This window comes from Chitinimonas viridis (genome assembly GCF_030409555.1).
In the GTDB taxonomy this organism is placed as follows: Bacteria; Pseudomonadota; Gammaproteobacteria; order Burkholderiales; family Chitinimonadaceae; genus Chitinimonas; species Chitinimonas viridis.
The window spans coordinates 143,660-161,136 of record NZ_JAUFPU010000009.1 but is presented as its reverse complement, the minus strand read 5'-3'; the positions used below and the strand labels follow the sequence as shown (position 1 = coordinate 161,136).

Sequence of the window (17,477 nt, the reverse complement as noted above, 5' to 3'; positions counted from 1 at the left end):
GGATTACGCTGTTTGATTCTTTACCGGCTGCAGCCGGCGGGCATTACATGATGCTGCTGACATCGCCAAACGGCAGCACACGGCCATCGGTCAGCCGCAGATTGACCGTGCCGCCAGTCATCGCCACGCTATCGACCTTGACGTAGGTGTAGCTTGATATCTGCTTGTTGCCGCCGTTGGCTTGCGCCACCGAGGCTGAAATGTAGTACTTGCCGGCCGGCAGGTTATTGCCATTGGCTCCCTTGCCATCCCACTCCACCGCCTGGCGGCCACCGGGCTGCTTACCCAGCTGTATCTCATCCACCTTGTTGTTGCTGGCATCGTAGATGGCAACGGTCACCACGCCGCCCTCGGCAGGCACATCAATCTCATTGGTGACGGGCTTGCTGCCGTCGAACTGCATGGTGTCGCCCTCCACCATCACCGTCTTGCCGATCAGCGCCGCTGCCTGGTAACTCTGGGCGGCATTGAAGGTCGCCATCATGCTGGTGATGCTGGCATTCATGTTCTCTATCCCACTGACGGTGCTCATCTGCGCCATCTGGCTGGTGCTTTCCGCACTATCCATGGGGTTCATCGGATCCTGGTTCTGCAGTTGGGTAATCAACAGCTTGAGGAAGCGATCCTGGGTTTCCTGCGATTTGTTTTTGCTGTCGCGCGCCTTGTTGATGCTCTCGAACAGGTCTGCACTATTGGTCACGCCGGTGGTGGTGGTCATGGCGACGGTCCCCTATCAGGCCTGGCCCAGTTGCAGCGTCCGCTGCAGCAGGGTCTTGGCGGTATTCATCATGTCGGCATTGGTCTGGTAGGAGCGCGAGGCGGAGATCATATTGGTCATCTCCTCCACCACGTTCACATTGGGCATGGCGATATAGCCGTTGCCATCTGCCAGCGGATTCTTGGGGTCGTACACCAATCTGGGTGGCGCCTGATCTTCCGACACGGCCGCAACCGTCACCCCCACTGCCTGGGGCTGCCCGGCATTGAGCTGGGTGGCGGCAAACACCACTTGCTTGGCACGGTAGGGTTGCCCCGTGGAGCTGGTGGCGCTCTCGGCATTGGCCAGGTTGCTGGCGGTCGCATTCAGCCGTATCGACTGTGCGGTCATGGCCGACCCGGCAATATCAAACACGCGGAACAAAGACATGGTGTGCTACTCCTGTTTTCCTGCCTGGCCGTTTAGCGGCGCTACGCTGGATGCTGCTCGCTGCGCTTACTGCGACTGCAATGCAGACTTGTAGCCTTCGATGCGGCGCTGCAGAAAAGTCAGCCCAGCCTGATAGCGGATGGCGTTGTCGGTGAAATTGCTCATTTCCACGTTCATGTCCACCGTGTTGCCATCAATCGACGGCTGTATATCGTTGCGGTACATCAGTTCGGCCTCCAGCGTGCTGCTGGTCTTACCCGCCAGATGCCGGCTATCGGTCCTGGCCAGCCCCACGCCCTGCCCAGCGCCACGCTGTGCCGATACCGCATTGCCCAGTGCCTGGGCAAAGTCAAAATCACGGGCCTTGTAGCCCGGGGTATCAGCATTGGCGATATTGCTGGCGATCACTTCCTGCCGCGTCGCTCTGAGCTTGAGCGCGGCTTCATTGAAAGCAAGGTGGTTACTCAGCCTGGATATCATGGCGGCCTCACGGGGTGAATTGCTGTTTTATGGTCCTGTCGGATAACAGCAAAGCACGCAGCATGCCAAGCCAAGATTCACCATGAAATCAATCCCTTGCCTATCTAACCGGGGTACGGCAAGAGGCCAGGCGGCAAGCCTTGCCGCTTGGCGCCTGGGGCTAGCGGCAACTGCCGCCAGGGATGCGAAATGCAAACAGGCCAGCGCAAAGGCTGGCCTGTTCTGGCTGAAAAGCGTGAGAGGACTGGCGTTGCCTATTTACCCAGCAGACCGCTGATGTCCTTGGCCTCCCAGCTTGGGAAATACTTGCGCACCAGGCCATTGAGCTCCACCTCGAAGGCCCGCAACCGCTCCAGTTCGTTCAGGTCGGCCTGCCCGCTCTCAGCCACCGCAGCGGCCACCACCATGCCGGCACCGGCCGTCGCATTGCTCAGGCGGTCTATCACGATCAGGCTGCCCGTGCCACGGCACTCGCGGTAGGCATCGAACGCCACTGGCGCATTGAGGGTAATCCGGCACAGGCCGATTTCGTTCAGGCCCAGCTGATGGGTCTCCATCTCTGCCAATGTATTGACATCCACCCTATGCAGAATGCGCTCAACCCGGCCAAACACCTGCTTGCCCGACAGCTTGAAGGCATATTCCTTGCCCGGCACCAGCGCTTGCTCGCTCATCCAGACAATATGGCTGTCCAGCGTGGTGGAGACATTGGGGCGTGTTTCGCTGGCCTTGACTATCATGTCGCCGCGGGAGATATCGATCTCATCCTCCAGGGTCAGGGTGATCGCCTGGCCACTGAATGCACGCGGCTGCTCGCCTTCGTAGGTCACTATGGCTTTGACCCGGCTTTGCTTGCCCGACGGCAGCGCCACAACGGCATCGCCCGGATGGATTTCGCCCGCAGCGACGGTACCGCAGAAGCCCCGAAAATCCAGGTTGGGACGATTGACGTACTGTACCGGCAAGCGGAAGGCATCAAGATGCACATCCCTATCTATTTCCACCGTCTCCAGCAGCTTCATCAGCGTCGGCCCGGTATACCAGGGTGCCTGAGTCGATTCGCTCACCACATTGTCGCCACGCAAGGCTGAAATCGGCACGAAGCGGATATCCGGTATACCCAGTTGCTCGGCAAAGGCCAGGTATTCCGACTGTATGCGCTCGTAAACGGACTGGTCAAAATCCACCAGATCCATTTTGTTCACCGCCACGATCACATGCCGTATGCCCAGGAGGCTCACGATAAAGCTGTGCCGGCGTGTCTGCGTCTGCACACCGCGACGGGCATCGATCAGGATGATGGCCAGATTGCTGGTCGAGGCCCCCGTCGCCATATTACGGGTGTACTGCTCATGGCCCGGACAGTCGGCAATGATGAACTTGCGTTTGTCCGTGCTGAAGTAGCGATAGGCCACATCGATGGTAATGCCCTGCTCGCGTTCGGCCTGCAGGCCATCCACCAGCAAGGCAAGATCAATCTCTTCGTCAGTGGTGTTGTACTTCTTGGAATCACGTTGGATGGCCGCCAGTTGATCCTCGAAGATCAGCTTGGAGTCGTGCAGCAGGCGCCCAATCAGGGTGGATTTGCCGTCGTCCACATTCCCGCAGGTGATAAAGCGCAACAGGTCCTTGTTCTCGTGCTGCTTGAGATAGGCCAGGATGTCGCTGGCAATGAGGTCAGATTGGTGCGACATCAGAAATACCCTTCCATTTTCTTCTTTTCCATCGAACCGGCCGAATCATGGTCTATCACCCTGCCCTGACGCTCGCTGGTCGTGGTCAACAGCATTTCCTGGATGATCTCCGGCAGCGTGGCCGCCGTGGATTCCACCGCCCCGGTCAGCGGGTAGCAACCCAGCGTACGAAAACGTACCGACCGGGTCGTGATGCTGGCCTTCTGCTCAGGCGTCAGATACTCGAGGATACGGTCGTCGTCTATCATCACCAGCGTGCCGTTGTAGTTCACCACCGGCCGCTCTGCCGAGAAATAGAGTGGCACGATCTCGATGCTCTCAAGATAGATGTACTGCCAGATATCCAGCTCGGTCCAGTTCGACAGCGGAAACACCCGTATGCTCTCGCCCTTGTCTATCTTGGAGTTGTAGATATTCCAGAGCTCTGGCCGCTGGTTCTTGGGATCCCAGCGATGGTGCTTGTCCCGGAAGGAATAGACCCGCTCCTTGGCACGGCTCTTTTCCTCATCGCGCCGGGCGCCACCGAAGGCGGCGTCGAAGCCATGCTTGTTCAGCGCCTGCTTCAGACCCTCGGTCTTCATCACATCGGTATGCTTGGCCGAACCGGCGGTAAACGGATTGATGCCGGCCTTAACCCCGTCCTCATTCACATGCACCAGCAGATCCCACCCTTCCTTGGCCTGCTTGTCGCGTAGCGCGTACATGTCCCTGAACTTCCAGGTGGTATCGACATGCATAAGCGGAAAAGGTGGCTTGCCAGGGGCGAAGGCCTTCTTTGCCAGGTGCAGCATCACGGCTGAATCCTTGCCGATGGAATAGAGCATCACCGGGTTGTCGAATTCGGCGGCAACCTCGCGGATGATATGGATGGACTCGGCCTCAAGCTGCTTGAGGTGGGTCAGGCGATGTTCGGGAAGCGTCATACGGTATTCTGCAATCTCGATAGGTGGAGGCCCGTCAATCCGGCCATCGAAGCAGCTGTTTTACCAGAAGCCAGGCTGGTACAGAAAAACCGAATAGTCATATCGTTATCCAGAGCTGGTAGGGAAGGGTAAAATCCGGCATTGACCACTTTGCGGCGCCGCCATGCTCAGTTACCGCCACGCCTTTCATGCCGGCAATCATGCCGACGTGCTCAAGCACTACCTGCTTACCCGCCTGCTGACCTATTTCAACCAGAAGGACAAACCCTACTGGTATATAGATACCCACGCAGGCGCCGGTTGCTACCAGCTGGATACAGGCTTTGCTGCCCGTAATGCAGAATTCGCTGCCGGCATCGCCCGGCTGTGGAACCGGCAAGACCTGCCGGAAGGGCTTGCCGCCTACGTTGACCTGATCAAATCCTTCAATCCAGACGGGCAATTGCGCTACTACCCAGGCTCGCCACTGGTCGCCAAGCATTGCCTGCGGCCAGAGGACAAACTCCGGCTGTTTGAACTGCATCCCACCGACTTCCCCCTGCTAGAAGAAAACATGGCCGGCAGTGGGCGCCAGGCCTTGCTGCAAAAAGGCGATGGATTTGCCGGACTCAAGGCCCTGCTCCCCCCGCCTACTCGCCGGGCACTGACCCTGATCGACCCCCCCTACGAAATGAAGGACGACTACGGCCGGGTAGTGGACGCCATGGAAGAGGCACTCAAGCGCTTTGCCACCGGTGTCTACGCCATCTGGTACCCGATGCTGCAGCGTAGCGACTCGCAGCTACTCCCAGAAAAACTCAAGCAACTGCCGGTCAAGAGCTGGCTGCATGCCAGCCTGACCGTACATCGCCCGCGTGCCGACGGCTTCGGCATGCATGGCAGCGGCCTGTTCATCCTCAACCCGCCCTGGCTGCTGCATGATGAGCTGCAGACCACCTTGCCCATACTGGCCAAGGCCCTGGCGCAGGACATCGGGGCGAGCTTCCAACTGGAACAACTGGCAGGCTGAGTTCAAGCCCTGCCGTGCGTGCCGGTTAGCAAGCAAAAAAAGCCAGCGGGGTTAGCCGCTAGCTCGAAGATCTGCTGCTTGGTGTCCGGGGGCTTAACCTTGCAGCAGTGACAGGACTTGATTGGGTAGCGAATTGGCCTGGGCCAGCATCGCAGTACCCGCTTGTTGCAGAATCTGGGCTCGCGTCAGGTTGGCCGTTTCCGATGCAAAGTCCGCATCGCGTATCCGGGAACGGGAGGCTGACAGGTTTTCCGAGGTGATCTGCAAATTGGAAATCGTTGATTCGAACCGGCTTTGCAGCGCGCCAAACTTGGAACGTTGGTCGTTGATGGCCGAGAGTGCCCCATCCACCGTGCGCAGCGCCTGGGTTGCCCCCTCTACGGTCGAGATATCCAGCGTCGCGACAGTTTCCAGGTCCGACGCCACTGTTGGCGTCAGCGTGGCATCGGCCGCCGTACCACCCAGTACGCCTTCACGGAAGTGGACCGTGGTGCCCGGTGTCAGCGCGAAGCTGGACGAGGAGTTCAGCGTTAACTGGCCGCCAAAGGTGAACTTGCCCTGGGGCGGTGTACCCAGTGTGGCCTGCGACAGCACATTGGCTGCGGCCGCGCCCGTCTGCGAGACAAAGGTGCCACCGCTCGATACAAAGCCGCCGCTGACGTTGGCACCGGCAGGCATCACCGAGGCGCCGATAGAGATATTGCCGCCATCCGGATTGCGCAGTATCAGGGCCTGGCCATCGTCCGAGATACGTGCCGTAACACCTGTGGACGACGACTTGTCGTTGAACGCCGTTACCGCCTGCTGCAGATTGAGCGAACCATTACCATTGCGGGTGATCGCAAATGACACATTGGCGAGGTTGGTCGTGGAGTTGTTACTCAGCAAATCCAGCGTATAGGTACCGGAGCCTTGTGTCGCACCACCACTGAAGCGGAACGCAACTTCAGTCTGTGCTGCCGCCGTCACACCCGTTTGCGAAGTCACTGCGTTGATCTTGTCCGCTAGGCTGCGAGCCGAATCACCGGTCACGCCGGAGATGGTCACGGTGCCAGCGAAACCCCGTACTTCGAAGGTACCGCTAGGGGTGATCAAGGCACCCGGCACATGGCCACCCGTCAGGGTGCCGGCCGAGACCGCCGTACCCGAGACATGTGAGCTATTGCCGATCTGGTAAGTACCATATTGATCAGTGCGGAAATTGCGGGTGGTCGCCGTAATCGTCTGATTGGCATTGGCGCCCACCTGGAAGATGGACGAGGTAGTCGAGCCATCGAACAGTTTGAGACCGTTGAATTCGGTCGCACTGGCAAAACGATCCAGCTCCGCCACCAGTTCGTTGACTTCGGAGTTCAGCGCAGCGCGATCGGATGCCGAATTGGTGGCATTGGCCGACTGCACGGCCAGCTCACGTATCCGCTGCAGGATATTACCCATCTGCTGCATGGCGCCTTCGGCGGTCTGCACCAGCGACACGCCGTCATTGGCATTGCGTCGTGCCTGGTCGCTACCGCGAATCTGCGAGGTCATGCGCTCGGAAATCGCAAGGCCTGCCGCATCATCCTTGGCGGAGTTGATACGCAAACCCGAAGACAGCCGCTGCAACGAGGTGTTGAGGCTGTTTAACGAAGTATCCAGATTCCGCTGCGCGTTTAGCGAGGGAATGTTGGTATTGATAACTTGCATGATTGCTCTCCTTAGCCTTCTGTCCTGGGTAGCAGGACGTAGTCGCTAGACCACCGATTGGAAACGTCGCTTTTTTTGATCGCTTTCATTTCCCCACGATTGCTACCCATGCCCCCGGGCAACAAACCGACTGTCAAGACGCAACAGCTGAATAACTCAAAACAAGACAAGCTCATTCACCCGTGCGCGGGGAGTACATACGCTAATCAGCATGCATACCCCACCCCGCTTTCACGTCCCGCCCAATCCCCATCGCTGCCGACATTGCGGCAAGAATGGCGAACTACCTGTTGATTCGGTCTCGGTCTGCTCATCGCGGACACCAATGACGGTTTGGACGTAGTAGTAACAGCAAAGGGTGTGCCAGCTTTGTTGGCAACCTTGCAAAAGCCCGAATCGAAAGGCCTTCACACACAGCAATGCAAGATGGGGGCCAGCACGGCCTGCTCCAGCAAACCCAGCAAGCACGCCATTTGCAGCCACACCTCAACTTGGTCGCAGCCTCGCAGCACGCTTTTTCTGCGGCCCCCGCCATATAGCCACAGGCCCTCTGCTCAGCCGGCAGGACTGAGGGCGCAAGGTGCCACGCATGCCAACCACATCGCCCCCAGGGCCTTGAGCAGCTAGAAAAGCAGACATGCTTGCCGCTCAGATGGTGAAAGCCCGTCGCTTCAAAGCAAAACCGGCAAGTGCCTGGAAGCACTTGCCGGTTTCATATGTCCTGGCGGCAAGAATTTGCCGCTTTGATTTCAAGGGTTTGCCGCGCTATAGCCCGCCAGGCGGCAAGAAAGCCGCAGCTGATTCTGGCGCCAGTCCGCTCTCCACCTGCTGCTCCAGCATATGGATGAAAGCCAGCAACTCCGCCACCGCTCGATATAGTTCGGCGGGGATATGCTGATCCAGATCCACCTGCATCAGCAGCGTTACCAGTTCAGGCGACTCATGGATATAAACACCGGCCTCCCTGGCTTTTTCGATGATGGTTTCTGCCAGCAGGCCACGGCCCTTGGCGACCACCCTAGGCGCTTGACTGCCCTCCCGATATGCCAGTGCAACCGCTTCCTGCTGCGGCGCCCGACGGAACCGACTAACTTCCATCGTCCGTCTCCAACGCCACCTGATTCGCAGTCAGTTCCAGCCCCGCGGCATCAAGCTGGGCCTGCAACTGCGACTGCGCTCCCCTGATGCGTTCTGCCGTCGCCACCTCTGCCACCCTGAAGCCCACCTCGACCCGGGTCTTGTCCGACAGGCTGATGAGGATATCCACATGGCCCAGGTGCGGCAGCACCATTTCCAGCCGGGTATGCCAGATCTTGCCCTGGGCGCCCTCCTCCTGGCTGCGGTTGCCGCCGTCTTCTTCCACTTCCCAGCGCAGCGGCTGGCCCGGCCACGCCTGCCCCATCCAGACCACCTGGCGCTGATCCAGCGCCTGCAACTGTTGCTGCACCAATTGGCGTGCTGCGGCAGGCATGTTGTCGAGCTCGCTATTGCCGGACTCTGCGGCCTCCTGCGCCAGCAGCTCAGCCCCTGTTCGATTGAGTTCCTGCTCTTGCTCGGGTAGTGCCAAGGTATTGGTCCGGCCTTCCAGTACAGGCCTGGCCAAGCGCTCAGCCTCTACCTTAACCTCGGGCCTGGAAGCGCCTGCTTCGAGCCATTTGGCTGGCGGCTCCTGCTGCAACTGGCTTAAAGGTCTTTTTCCACCGGCCCACTCAGCCACATGCGACTCATAGAACAAGCCACTGGCCGACAGCACCTGCTTGAGGGTCTCGGCCAGCTTCACAGTGTCTGGCTTGGCTTCAGTAAACAAGGGATTGGCGCGGGCAAGCGCCTGGGCATCCTGGGTGGCCTCGTCCTGATTGCCTGTACCGGTAATCAGATTGCCAATAAACCGGGCGGTCGGGCTCAGTTCCACATCGACCGACTGGTTGCTGGCAACAGGCTGCGGCAGCGGCGCCGCCTCGGCATTACCACGCTGCAGCAGAAAACTCAGGCGAGGCGAGTTGCTCACCACCCGCATATCCAACTCTTCGCCCGCTTCCGTATTGCGCGGCAGATTCAAATCCAGCAACTGGTCCTTCACCAGCACGGCAAATCGGCCAGTAGGCAGTTGGCTGGTTACCAGTGCACGCACCTGCTCACCCACGGTGAATAGCTGCTGTATCTCCTGTATGGCATCGACCACCTGCACCAGAGATTGCTCTGGCGCGCGGATATAGGCTTGCAGCTGGCTGGCGACAGCATTGGCGGGAATCATGTTGGCTCCCGATGCGAATTGGGGTGCCTGGAGAAAGCCGGCATCACGATGTCATCAAGGTCGCTGAGAGGCGCGATACAAGGCAACAATCAACTCTGCCTCCCCGCGCGATATGCCGCAACTGGCGGCTACGGCGGCAGAATCCAGCCCTTTCTGGGCCAGCTTCAGCGCCTGACCATAGGCAGATTCGCTTTCCGGTGGTGCGGTCACCGGCTCATCTTCCTCCAGCCTGGCGCGCAATCCGGCCACCTCACGCTTGAGCGCCACCATTTCGTCACGCAGCCATTCCTGCTCGGCTTCCAGTGCATGGGTCAAATGAGGCTTATGCTGTTCACGGCGCAGCCGCAGCAACACGACGGACAAACCCGCCGCCAATAGCAGCAGGCCCGCGATCAGCAGTGATTGCCAGCTAAGAAAGATGCCATTCATGAGCCTGCTCCGTCAGAACGGCCACAACATAAACTCGCTAACCGCCGTAAGCCCTCAGCAAGCGGTTGGATTTTTGTTTGGCGCCATCTATGTCCTGCAATATCCGACCTAGCTCGTCCCGCCACGCATCGATACGGCTGTAGGCTTCCTCGTGCGCTTCACGCACGGCAGTCAAGCGAGCGGCAAGTTCTGCCGCCACCGTTGCCGGTAGCTGCGCGGCCGGTGGATTCACCTGGGCAAACGCTTCCGTTGCCGCTGTTTGCACCTGTATGGCATCCACAACCTCATCCCACTGCTCGGCACGGGCAAGAGCCAGCAGTTGCTGGGTGGTTGCAGCCAGCGCTTCCAGGCGCGACAGTAGCTCAGACACGACCATAACTCAGTGGCACCCGTTGCTCCGGTTTGCCTTCATTCACCTGCGGCGCAGCTGCCGTCAGCGTCGCCACACGGTTTTGTTCGATTTCTTCCCAGGCTGATTTCAACTGGTTCAACAGTCCGTGTACTTCATCCAGCGCAGCCACATCGTTACGCAGATTCGCTTCCAGCAAGCGGGCGGACATGTACTCGTACAAACCGTCCAGGTTTTCTGCCAGCTCGCCACCAGCCGTCTTGTCCAGGCTGACACGCAGTCCTTCTTCAATGATAGCGATGGCTTTGGAGATTGCTGACCCTTTGGCAGCAATCATTTCGCCGCCAATGAATGCCTTGGCTTGCAATATGGCCTTGATCGCACCGTCGTACAGCATGCAGATCAACTTGTGTGGGCTGGCGGTATCAATTTCATACTCCAGGCCACCCTTGCCATAGGCATCAAGCGCGTTACGTATCGGGGTTGCCATCTATTGTTTCCTCAGTGCCAATGCCGATTCTACCTGCGATTGTTCGCAGTCAAGGCCGCGAGCTGCTGATTGAGATAGCTGCTGGTGTTCTGCAGGGATGCAATCTGTACATCCAGCGCAGTGAACTGGGCACGATAACGCGCCTCGGTGGTGACCATGCGCCGCTCAAACCGCTCCTTCTGGTCGTCCACGCCCTTGATCGCCTTGTTGATGCTATCGCTACGGCCTGCCAGGGTGCCAGTCTTCGATTGTATGGAGGTCAACAACTGATCCAGCTGGTAGGCAAAGCCACGGTTATAGGTAGCCATGCCCCGGCTTGCGCCATTGGGCGATGCCAAACCGCCGCCAACCTCCAACGCCAGGCCTGTCGCCTCACCCTGCCCGGTCAACACCTGGCCCGCCCCCTGCGCCTGCACCCCGCCTATGCTACCCGCCACATCCAGGCCCGTTGTCACCCCGGCACGTACCGACAAGCCCAAGGTTTCGCGCACCGAGGGATTGGCCGAGGTAATCTCGATCGCCGAGTTGGTACCGGTATTGGCCGAGAAGAACTCCAAGCGGTTATTGGCACTATTGTAAACCACCTTGGCACCGGCCAAGGCTGGCTCGGCATCCAGCTTGGACTGGATATGCAAAGCCAGGTCATTGCCATTAGCGTATGCCGCTGCATCAAGGGTGATGGCCGTTGCTGCACCGCCGTTGACCTTCAGCGTCAGGCTGTCATTGACGCCAGCAGTAATGGTCGACGACATCAAGGTGCCGCCAAACAGGGTTGCCTGCTTGCCGGTAGTCATGCCCAGCATGGTTTGGGCATCGGCGCTGGCGGTACCAATCTCGACCTTCGACTCCTTGCCAAAACGGGTGGACGAGAATTCGAAGCGCTCGGTGACGCTATTCCACACCACCGAAGCGGTAATTCCGGATGCCTTGATGCCGGTATCGCCATTGATCTTGGTCTGCATTTCAGCGGCCAATGCACTCATGGAGCCATAATTCTTGGCCTCCAGCGTGATATTGCCGCTGCTTTTGCCATTGATGCCTATGGTAAAGCTGGTGCTAAGCCCCGTCAGGTCGAAGTTAGTGTTGCTGACAGTATTGGCCCGCACTATGCCCTGGGTTGCCAGGTCGGTAATGATGACCGGGTAGTTGCCAGCCTGCGTGGCGGCCTTGCTGCTGATGTACTTCACCTGCTGGTCGGTGGTGGAGCCATAGGCGCCAAACAGGGAGGCCACGGCGTCGGGGTTGCTGGTCAGTGCCTTGCCGAACTTGTCGGTATCAAAGGTCATGACGCCAGCCTTGTCGAAACTGATGCCCACGTCCGTGAGCCGGCGCAAGTCGCCCGATCCTGCCATCACACCATTCAATATGCCTTTCAGCTGGGTCTGTACCGACCGTATGGCCTGGTCCCCCTGCAAGACAGCCGCTTCCTTGCTCTTGTCATTGTAGGCAGTCAGCTCCTTGAGCTGCGCCATCAGTTCGTTGTAGCCCTTGACGAACTCGCCCACCTTGTCGACCACGCCGGACGTATCGCGGCTGATGCTCAGAGAAGTCGTCTTGCCCTCGGTAGCTTTTTGCAGCGTGAGGGTCACGCCAGACAGCACATCGCTCACCACATTGCTGGCCTTGGTGATCTTGATGCCATCGAGGTAAAAAACCGCGCTCTGGGCTTGCTGGGTCTGCGTCATGTTCTGGCCCGAACCCACAGCCTGGGTAGCGTCATAGGCCAGTTGCGACAGGCCTGCGGCATCGGTCGCGTTGCCGTCATCATCGGTCACGCTGATCTTCATCGACGCATCGGCACCACTTTCGGTGGCCGACAGAACCAACCGGAAGCCGCCGCCATCGTTGATGATGGAGGCGGTCACCCCTGCTTTTTTGGCATTGATGGCATCGCGTATGCCAGACAGTGTATTGCTGCCTGGACCAATATCGACCTGAATGGCCGCCTGCTTGGCATTCAACGTGAACTTGGTATCGGTAGGCTCGTAAGTGCCATCCGGATTCAGGTTTGAGGGATCAGCCGGGTCAATCTGCTCCAGCGTGCCGAACTGTATGGTCAGCTTGCCGCTACCCACCACCGAATCGATGCTCGAATAGCTGCCTGACTTGACCTTATGGCTCTGGGCGATCTGGTCGACCTTGAGCGAATAGGAGGAAGCCGCGGCGATGCTCGATACCGTCACGGTCCCTATTGTGGTGTCAGCCAGCGTTGCGCTCATCTTGCGGAACTGGCTGGTGGAGGTAAGCCCGGCCACCGTCCCCTGAAAGGTGGATAGCGCACTCTTGACCGAACCCAGGGCCGTCAGCTTGGCCTCGAACTCTGCCTTCTTGAGCGCCATCTGCTTTTCAGGCATACGCTCGGCGGTCATCAGTTGGGTGATCAGACCGTTGATATCAAGACCAGATCCTACGCCCGACGTGGTGATGGCCATGGCAAACTCCTTACACGACTGATTGCTGAACCTGGCTTCAAGCAATATTCAAGCCTGACCCAGCAATACCCTGAGAGTGAAATCACCCTCAGGCTTTTTCCTTGATCAGCAAGCCCTGCAGCTTGTCGATGGCTTTGGCGATCGCCAGGACTTCCTCGGTAGGAATCTGACGGACCACCTCTTCCGACTCCTTGTCGATCAACTTGACCACGGTCAGCTTGGTCGAGTCATCGATGGAGAACTGCAAGGAGTTATTGAATACAGCAGAGGTCTTGTTCAGATTCTCTACCGCATTCTTGACGTCTTCCGGGTCTATGCTGGCGCGCACAGCCTGGACTGCATCTGCGCTGACGCGTACCGCCTCTACCGCTTGCCCCGCAGAGGCAGCGTACTGGTTGCGGGCCACAGGGGCATCGGTGGTGCTGGCGCCACTCACCAGGGTGGTGGCAGAACTCAGTGTCTGGATTTGCATGATGAATCGCTCCTTGGGCAAACGCCCCGCTAGGCATAAAGCCTGGCGGGGCACTCACAGGCTAAGCACTAAAGCTTAGTTTAGCCGTTCAAGAGGCTCAACACCTGCTGCGGCAGCGCGTTGGCCTGTGCCAGCATCGCAGTACCAGCCTGTTGCAGAATCTGCGCCTTGGTCAGGTTGGCAGTTTCCGAGGCGAAGTCTGCATCGCGAATCCGGCTACGGGCGGCGGAGAGGTTCTCCGACGACGTTTGCAGGTTCGAGATGGTCGCTTCGAAGCGGGACTGCAAGGCACCGAACTTGGCACGTTGAGCCGTGATCGCAGCAATCGCACCGTCTACCGTACGCAGGGCCTGGGTGGCACCTTCAACGGTGGAGATGTTGATCTCCGACACTTCCTCCAGATCAGACGCTAGCACCGTGCTGGCCTGCAAACCCTGGGTGTCGTCGTCGTCGATGGCACCGAGGTTCAGTTCCAGCGTTGCATCCGATTCGACCGAGAAGGACGAGGTGGAGTTCAAGGTCAGTTGACCACCGTAGGTACGGGCGTCTTCTGCCGTATCGATCACTTCACCATCGGCCACGAAGGTGCCGCCGCTGGAGATGTAGCCACCGCTGATGACCTGTGCCGCAGACAGCGAAGTCAGCTTCACGGTGATGTTGCCACCGGTTGCGTTTTCCAGCACCAGTTCTTCACGGCTATCCGACAGCTTGGCAGTAATACCGGTCAGCGAGGACTTGTCGTTGAAGGCAGTGACAGCTTCTTGCAGGTTCAGCGTGCCGTTCTCGTTCTTGGAGATGGTGAAGCTGACCGAAGCGACCTGTTCCTTGGCCTGGTTACCCAGCACTTCCAGGGAGTAGGCACCCGAGCCGGCGGTGTCGCCGCTGAACTTGAAGCTGGCCGTGGTCTTGGCGGTTGCCGTCACACCGGTGCTGTCGGTCACCGCGTTGATCTTGGTGGCCAGCGAGGCAGCGGTATCACCCGTTACACCCGAGATGGTGGCCGCACCAGCGAAGCCGCGCAGCTCGAAAGTACCGGCAGTCAGCACCGTACCGCCCGAGATATGGCCAGTACCGGAGAGATCGTAAGCCGCCACCTTGTCCGAACCCGAAGCGCGGCTGCTGTTACCGACCTGGTAGGTACCGTATTGGTCGGTACGCAGATTACGGGTGGTCGCCGTGATGTTCTGGTTGGCGTTGGCACCGACCTGGAAGATGGAGGACGAGAAGGAACCGTCGAACATCTTGAGGCCGTTGAACTCGGTCGTGGTGGCGAAGCGGTCCAATTCGGCAACCAGCTCGTTCACTTCGGAATTCAGTGCCTGACGGTCGGACGAGCTGTTGGTGGCGTTCGCCGACTGCACAGCCAGTTCACGGATACGCTGCAGGATATCGCCCATCTGCTGCAGGGCGCCTTCACCGGTCTGTGCCAGCGACACACCGTCGTTAGCATTGCGGCGGGCCTGATCCATACCGCGGATCTGCGAGCTGAAGCGCTCGGAAATCGCGAGACCGGCAGCATCGTCCTTGGCGCTGTTGATGCGCAAACCTGAAGACAGGCGCTGCAAGGAGGTGTTAAGCGTATTCGCCGTATTGCCCAGATTGCGCTGCGCATTCAGCGAGGGAATGTTGGTGTTGATCGTTTGCATGGTCGTCTATCTCCATGGGAGGTTGCGTTTTCTTCAGGCCCGCGGAACCCTCGCAGCGCTGAATCCTGACTCACTTATCGGCCTGCGCTGAGAAAACTTTAGCGAAAGTCGATTTAGCTCATTGCTGCTGGGCTGAAGCGGAACATCCCTTGCCGCCCGGCCACTGCCTGCACTTGCGAACTGGATATCGTCAGCCCAGCACGATACTTGAGGCGTAAATGCAGAAAATCTAATTTACCTCTCACTTCCCAATGAAAGCCGGATGGTTACAAAGCCCTTGCGGGCAGCGGCATGCAGCCGTGTTTAAGCCCGACAAGAACTTGCTTGTCGGTACGCTTAACGCTCTATGCGCATTGCATATGCAAGAATAAGTCATTGAGTTTTATTGGTATTTACCTGGCATGAGCAGCATCAGCATCCCCGTACTACAGGCACTGGACGACGACCCGGTCAACCAGGCGGCCTATGGCCCACGCACCTATCGGCTGGCACAGGCAGCACTGCGGCGGCGCAGGCATATCAACTACCAGCAGTTCAAAGAGATCAGCGGTATACGTTCCAGCTATATAGGCCGTGTGCTGTTCGAAGGCCTGGCCGGCGCAGGTGCCACCGTGCTGCCGCCAGAGCGCCTGGCGCATTTCATTACCTTACTTGATAGCGAGTTGCTGGACGACAAGGAGGCCGCAGCGTTCCTGGCCCTGAGAGGCAGCGCAGCAGAGTTGACCCAGCGCCAGTTCAGCAAGCTGCTGTTCAGCACGCTGAGCATGCTGGAACCCGAACGGCGGAAACTGGTGTGCCGACGGCTGACCTATAGCTTCTACCAACCCGATACCGGCACCGTGGCCCAAGCTGCACTGGATGCAAAGGATTTCAGCCAGCGCTTTCGTGCTCTGCATACCTTGCCGGGACAATTGAACAGCAAGCAGGTGAACTGGCTGGGCAAGTTGCGCCGGCGCACCGAAGCCAGCACCGTGCAGCAATGGCTAGGCGCCCCGCAACAGCGCCAGCTATTGTTCTGGTCGGCCAGCTATTTGCTGCTATGCCTGGTGGTCTTCTACCTGCAGGCACAAAGCTACCGCGCCGCCGGTGCTGACCTTGCCATACAGCTGGCGCGCGGGGCAGCAGGGTGTGTCAATCTAGGCACAGCACTGATCTGCCTGCCCATGCTACGCAGCCTGACCACCACCCTGCACCGGCGCCTACCGCATATCCTGATGCCCTATGGCGCCCTGCGCAGCCTGCACAAGCTGGTGGGTGTTTCGCTGGTTGTCTTCAGTTTGATCCATATTGCAGGGCAACTGGCCCATCAGGCAGCGCTGGGTCATTCCCTGTCCGCCTTTCTTTGGCAAACCGCGCTGGGCATCACGGGCGTCATCCTGCTGGTGGTCATCGCCATCATGGCCGGCCTGGGTAGGCAGCGCTTCTATCGCAAGCCAGGCCGTTACGCTTGGTTCAAGTTCAGCCACAAGCTGTATTGGGCCTGGTTCGGCCTTATGCTGTGGCATAGCCCGCAGTTCTGGCTATGGTTTCTGCTGCCCGGCCTGTTATTCGGCATCAATCTCCTATTCCAGGCCAGGCGCAAGTCCAAGCTCTCGTGCGTGGTCGGCATGGAAGCAGCAGCCGAACAGATCACCATCCTGGAACTGCAACGCCCTAGCGGCTTTCAGTTTCGTGCCGGCGATTATGTCTATCTGCGCCTGCCCGAAATCGACCGCCAGCAGTGGCATCCCTTTACCCTGTCCTCTGCCCCAGGCCAGGACAAGCTGACCCTGCACATCCGCAATGCCGGCTTGTGGACTGGACAGCTACATGCACTGGCACGCCAGACGGGTGGCGCCAGCCTGCCCATGCCTGCGGAGCTGGATGGCCCCTATTCCGCCCCCAGCGCCATCGCCATGCGTCACGATGTCACCATACTGGTAGCAGGCGGCATAGGTATCACACCGTTTGCCTCACTGCTGCGCCATATCACCCTGCAGTCGCAAGCAGGCTTGCGGCCGGTGAAGCAGCATGTCTATGTCTACTGGATATGCCGTACGCCCGACGCCATAGCCTGGATCAGGCCATTGCTGGATGAATTGGCAGACAGCCCCGCTGCCAGCTGGGTCAGCATCAAGCTGTTCTGCAGCGCTGTACAGCGAGACCTGGGCGATCTGGCCTTGCAGCTGGCCAGCGAGCACTATCACCTGCGGCATGGGCGCGACGCACTGACGGATTGCCGCTATCCGCTCCACTGGGGCCGTCCTGATTGGGAACAAGAGCTGGATGGCATACTGCTGGCCCATCCCAGCCACCCCCCAAGGATGTTCTTTTGCGGTCCAACGCCCTTTGCCACCGAACTCAAGGCAAAGTGCCTGCCACGGCGCATATCGTTCTCACAGGAGATATTCTGAGCAGGTAGCAGCCAAGTACCACTGCGCTGGGTCTGGCCCGTGCGCTCAGAAAAGAACAAGGCGCCATAGGCGC

General features: G+C 59.0%; 16 protein-coding genes. 2 read left to right on the top strand and 14 right to left on the bottom strand.

Annotated elements, in window-relative coordinates; genetic code table 11:
• Positions 1 to 43: 43 nt before the first annotated feature.
• The 5 genes from QWZ03_RS11995 to cysD form a co-directional block, all read right to left on the bottom strand.
• Positions 44 to 718: a flagellar hook assembly protein FlgD gene (locus QWZ03_RS11995; protein ID WP_290332932.1), complete on the bottom strand. Its 675-nt coding sequence runs from the start codon at positions 716 to 718 to the stop codon at positions 44 to 46.
• Positions 719 to 733: 15 nt separating this feature from the next.
• On the bottom strand, positions 734 to 1,147 hold the full coding sequence (flgC, locus tag QWZ03_RS11990; protein ID WP_284196210.1) for a flagellar basal body rod protein FlgC: 414 nt from the start codon (positions 1,145 to 1,147) through the stop codon (positions 734 to 736).
• Between the two features lie 66 nt (positions 1,148 to 1,213).
• Complete coding sequence (flgB, locus tag QWZ03_RS11985; protein ID WP_284196211.1) at positions 1,214 to 1,627, bottom strand: flagellar basal body rod protein FlgB; 414 nt, start codon at positions 1,625 to 1,627, stop codon at positions 1,214 to 1,216.
• Positions 1,628 to 1,881: 254 nt separating this feature from the next.
• Complete coding sequence (cysN, locus tag QWZ03_RS11980; protein WP_290332931.1) at positions 1,882 to 3,321, bottom strand: sulfate adenylyltransferase subunit CysN; 1,440 nt, start codon at positions 3,319 to 3,321, stop codon at positions 1,882 to 1,884.
• Complete coding sequence (cysD, locus tag QWZ03_RS11975) at positions 3,321 to 4,244, bottom strand: sulfate adenylyltransferase subunit CysD (protein ID WP_290332930.1); 924 nt, start codon at positions 4,242 to 4,244, stop codon at positions 3,321 to 3,323. Before cysD ends, cysN begins: the two co-directional genes overlap by 1 nt.
• Positions 4,245 to 4,407: 163 nt before the next feature.
• Between cysD and QWZ03_RS11970 the strand changes: the two genes are divergently transcribed.
• Positions 4,408 to 5,253 carry a 23S rRNA (adenine(2030)-N(6))-methyltransferase RlmJ gene (locus QWZ03_RS11970; RefSeq protein WP_290332929.1) on the top strand — a complete coding sequence of 282 codons (846 nt, stop codon included), beginning with the start codon at positions 4,408 to 4,410 and terminating at the stop codon, positions 5,251 to 5,253.
• A gap of 93 nt (positions 5,254 to 5,346) precedes the next feature.
• On the opposite strand, the gene QWZ03_RS11965 is transcribed toward QWZ03_RS11970, so the two are convergent.
• From QWZ03_RS11965 to QWZ03_RS11925, 9 genes are all read right to left on the bottom strand, one after another.
• Complete coding sequence (locus QWZ03_RS11965; protein ID WP_308447556.1) at positions 5,347 to 6,939, bottom strand: flagellin N-terminal helical domain-containing protein; 1,593 nt, start codon at positions 6,937 to 6,939, stop codon at positions 5,347 to 5,349.
• Between the two features lie 765 nt (positions 6,940 to 7,704).
• A complete protein-coding gene (locus tag QWZ03_RS11960; protein ID WP_290332928.1) occupies positions 7,705 to 8,037 on the bottom strand; it encodes an EscU/YscU/HrcU family type III secretion system export apparatus switch protein in 333 nt (110 codons plus the stop codon).
• Positions 8,027 to 9,193, bottom strand: a complete 1,167-nt coding sequence (gene fliK / locus QWZ03_RS11955; protein ID WP_290332927.1) for a flagellar hook-length control protein FliK — start codon at positions 9,191 to 9,193, stop codon at positions 8,027 to 8,029. Before fliK ends, QWZ03_RS11960 begins: the two co-directional genes overlap by 11 nt.
• Before the next feature lie 54 nt (positions 9,194 to 9,247).
• The gene (locus tag QWZ03_RS11950) at positions 9,248 to 9,622 is read right to left on the bottom strand and encodes a DUF2802 domain-containing protein (protein ID WP_290332926.1); all 375 of its coding nucleotides are present in this window, start codon (positions 9,620 to 9,622) and stop codon (positions 9,248 to 9,250) included.
• Positions 9,623 to 9,659: 37 nt separating this feature from the next.
• Entirely contained in the window at positions 9,660 to 9,992 is a 333-nt protein-coding gene (locus QWZ03_RS11945; protein WP_290332925.1) for a flagellar protein FliT, read from the bottom strand.
• A complete protein-coding gene (fliS, locus tag QWZ03_RS11940; RefSeq protein ID WP_290332923.1) occupies positions 9,985 to 10,461 on the bottom strand; it encodes a flagellar export chaperone FliS in 477 nt (158 codons plus the stop codon). Before fliS ends, QWZ03_RS11945 begins: the two co-directional genes overlap by 8 nt.
• A 29-nt stretch (positions 10,462 to 10,490) precedes the next feature.
• On the bottom strand, positions 10,491 to 12,893 hold the full coding sequence (gene fliD / locus QWZ03_RS11935; RefSeq protein WP_290332922.1) for a flagellar filament capping protein FliD: 2,403 nt from the start codon (positions 12,891 to 12,893) through the stop codon (positions 10,491 to 10,493).
• Between the two features lie 88 nt (positions 12,894 to 12,981).
• Positions 12,982 to 13,365, bottom strand: a complete 384-nt coding sequence (locus tag QWZ03_RS11930) for a flagellar protein FlaG (RefSeq protein WP_290332921.1) — start codon at positions 13,363 to 13,365, stop codon at positions 12,982 to 12,984.
• An 80-nt stretch (positions 13,366 to 13,445) separates the two neighbouring features.
• On the bottom strand, positions 13,446 to 15,011 hold the full coding sequence (locus QWZ03_RS11925) for a flagellin N-terminal helical domain-containing protein (protein WP_290332920.1): 1,566 nt from the start codon (positions 15,009 to 15,011) through the stop codon (positions 13,446 to 13,448).
• 401 nt (positions 15,012 to 15,412) lie between these two features.
• On the opposite strand from QWZ03_RS11925, the gene QWZ03_RS11920 reads away from it, so the two are divergent.
• Positions 15,413 to 17,404, top strand: a complete 1,992-nt coding sequence (locus QWZ03_RS11920; protein WP_290332919.1) for an NADPH oxidase family protein — start codon at positions 15,413 to 15,415, stop codon at positions 17,402 to 17,404.
• Positions 17,405 to 17,477: the final 73 nt, after the last annotated feature.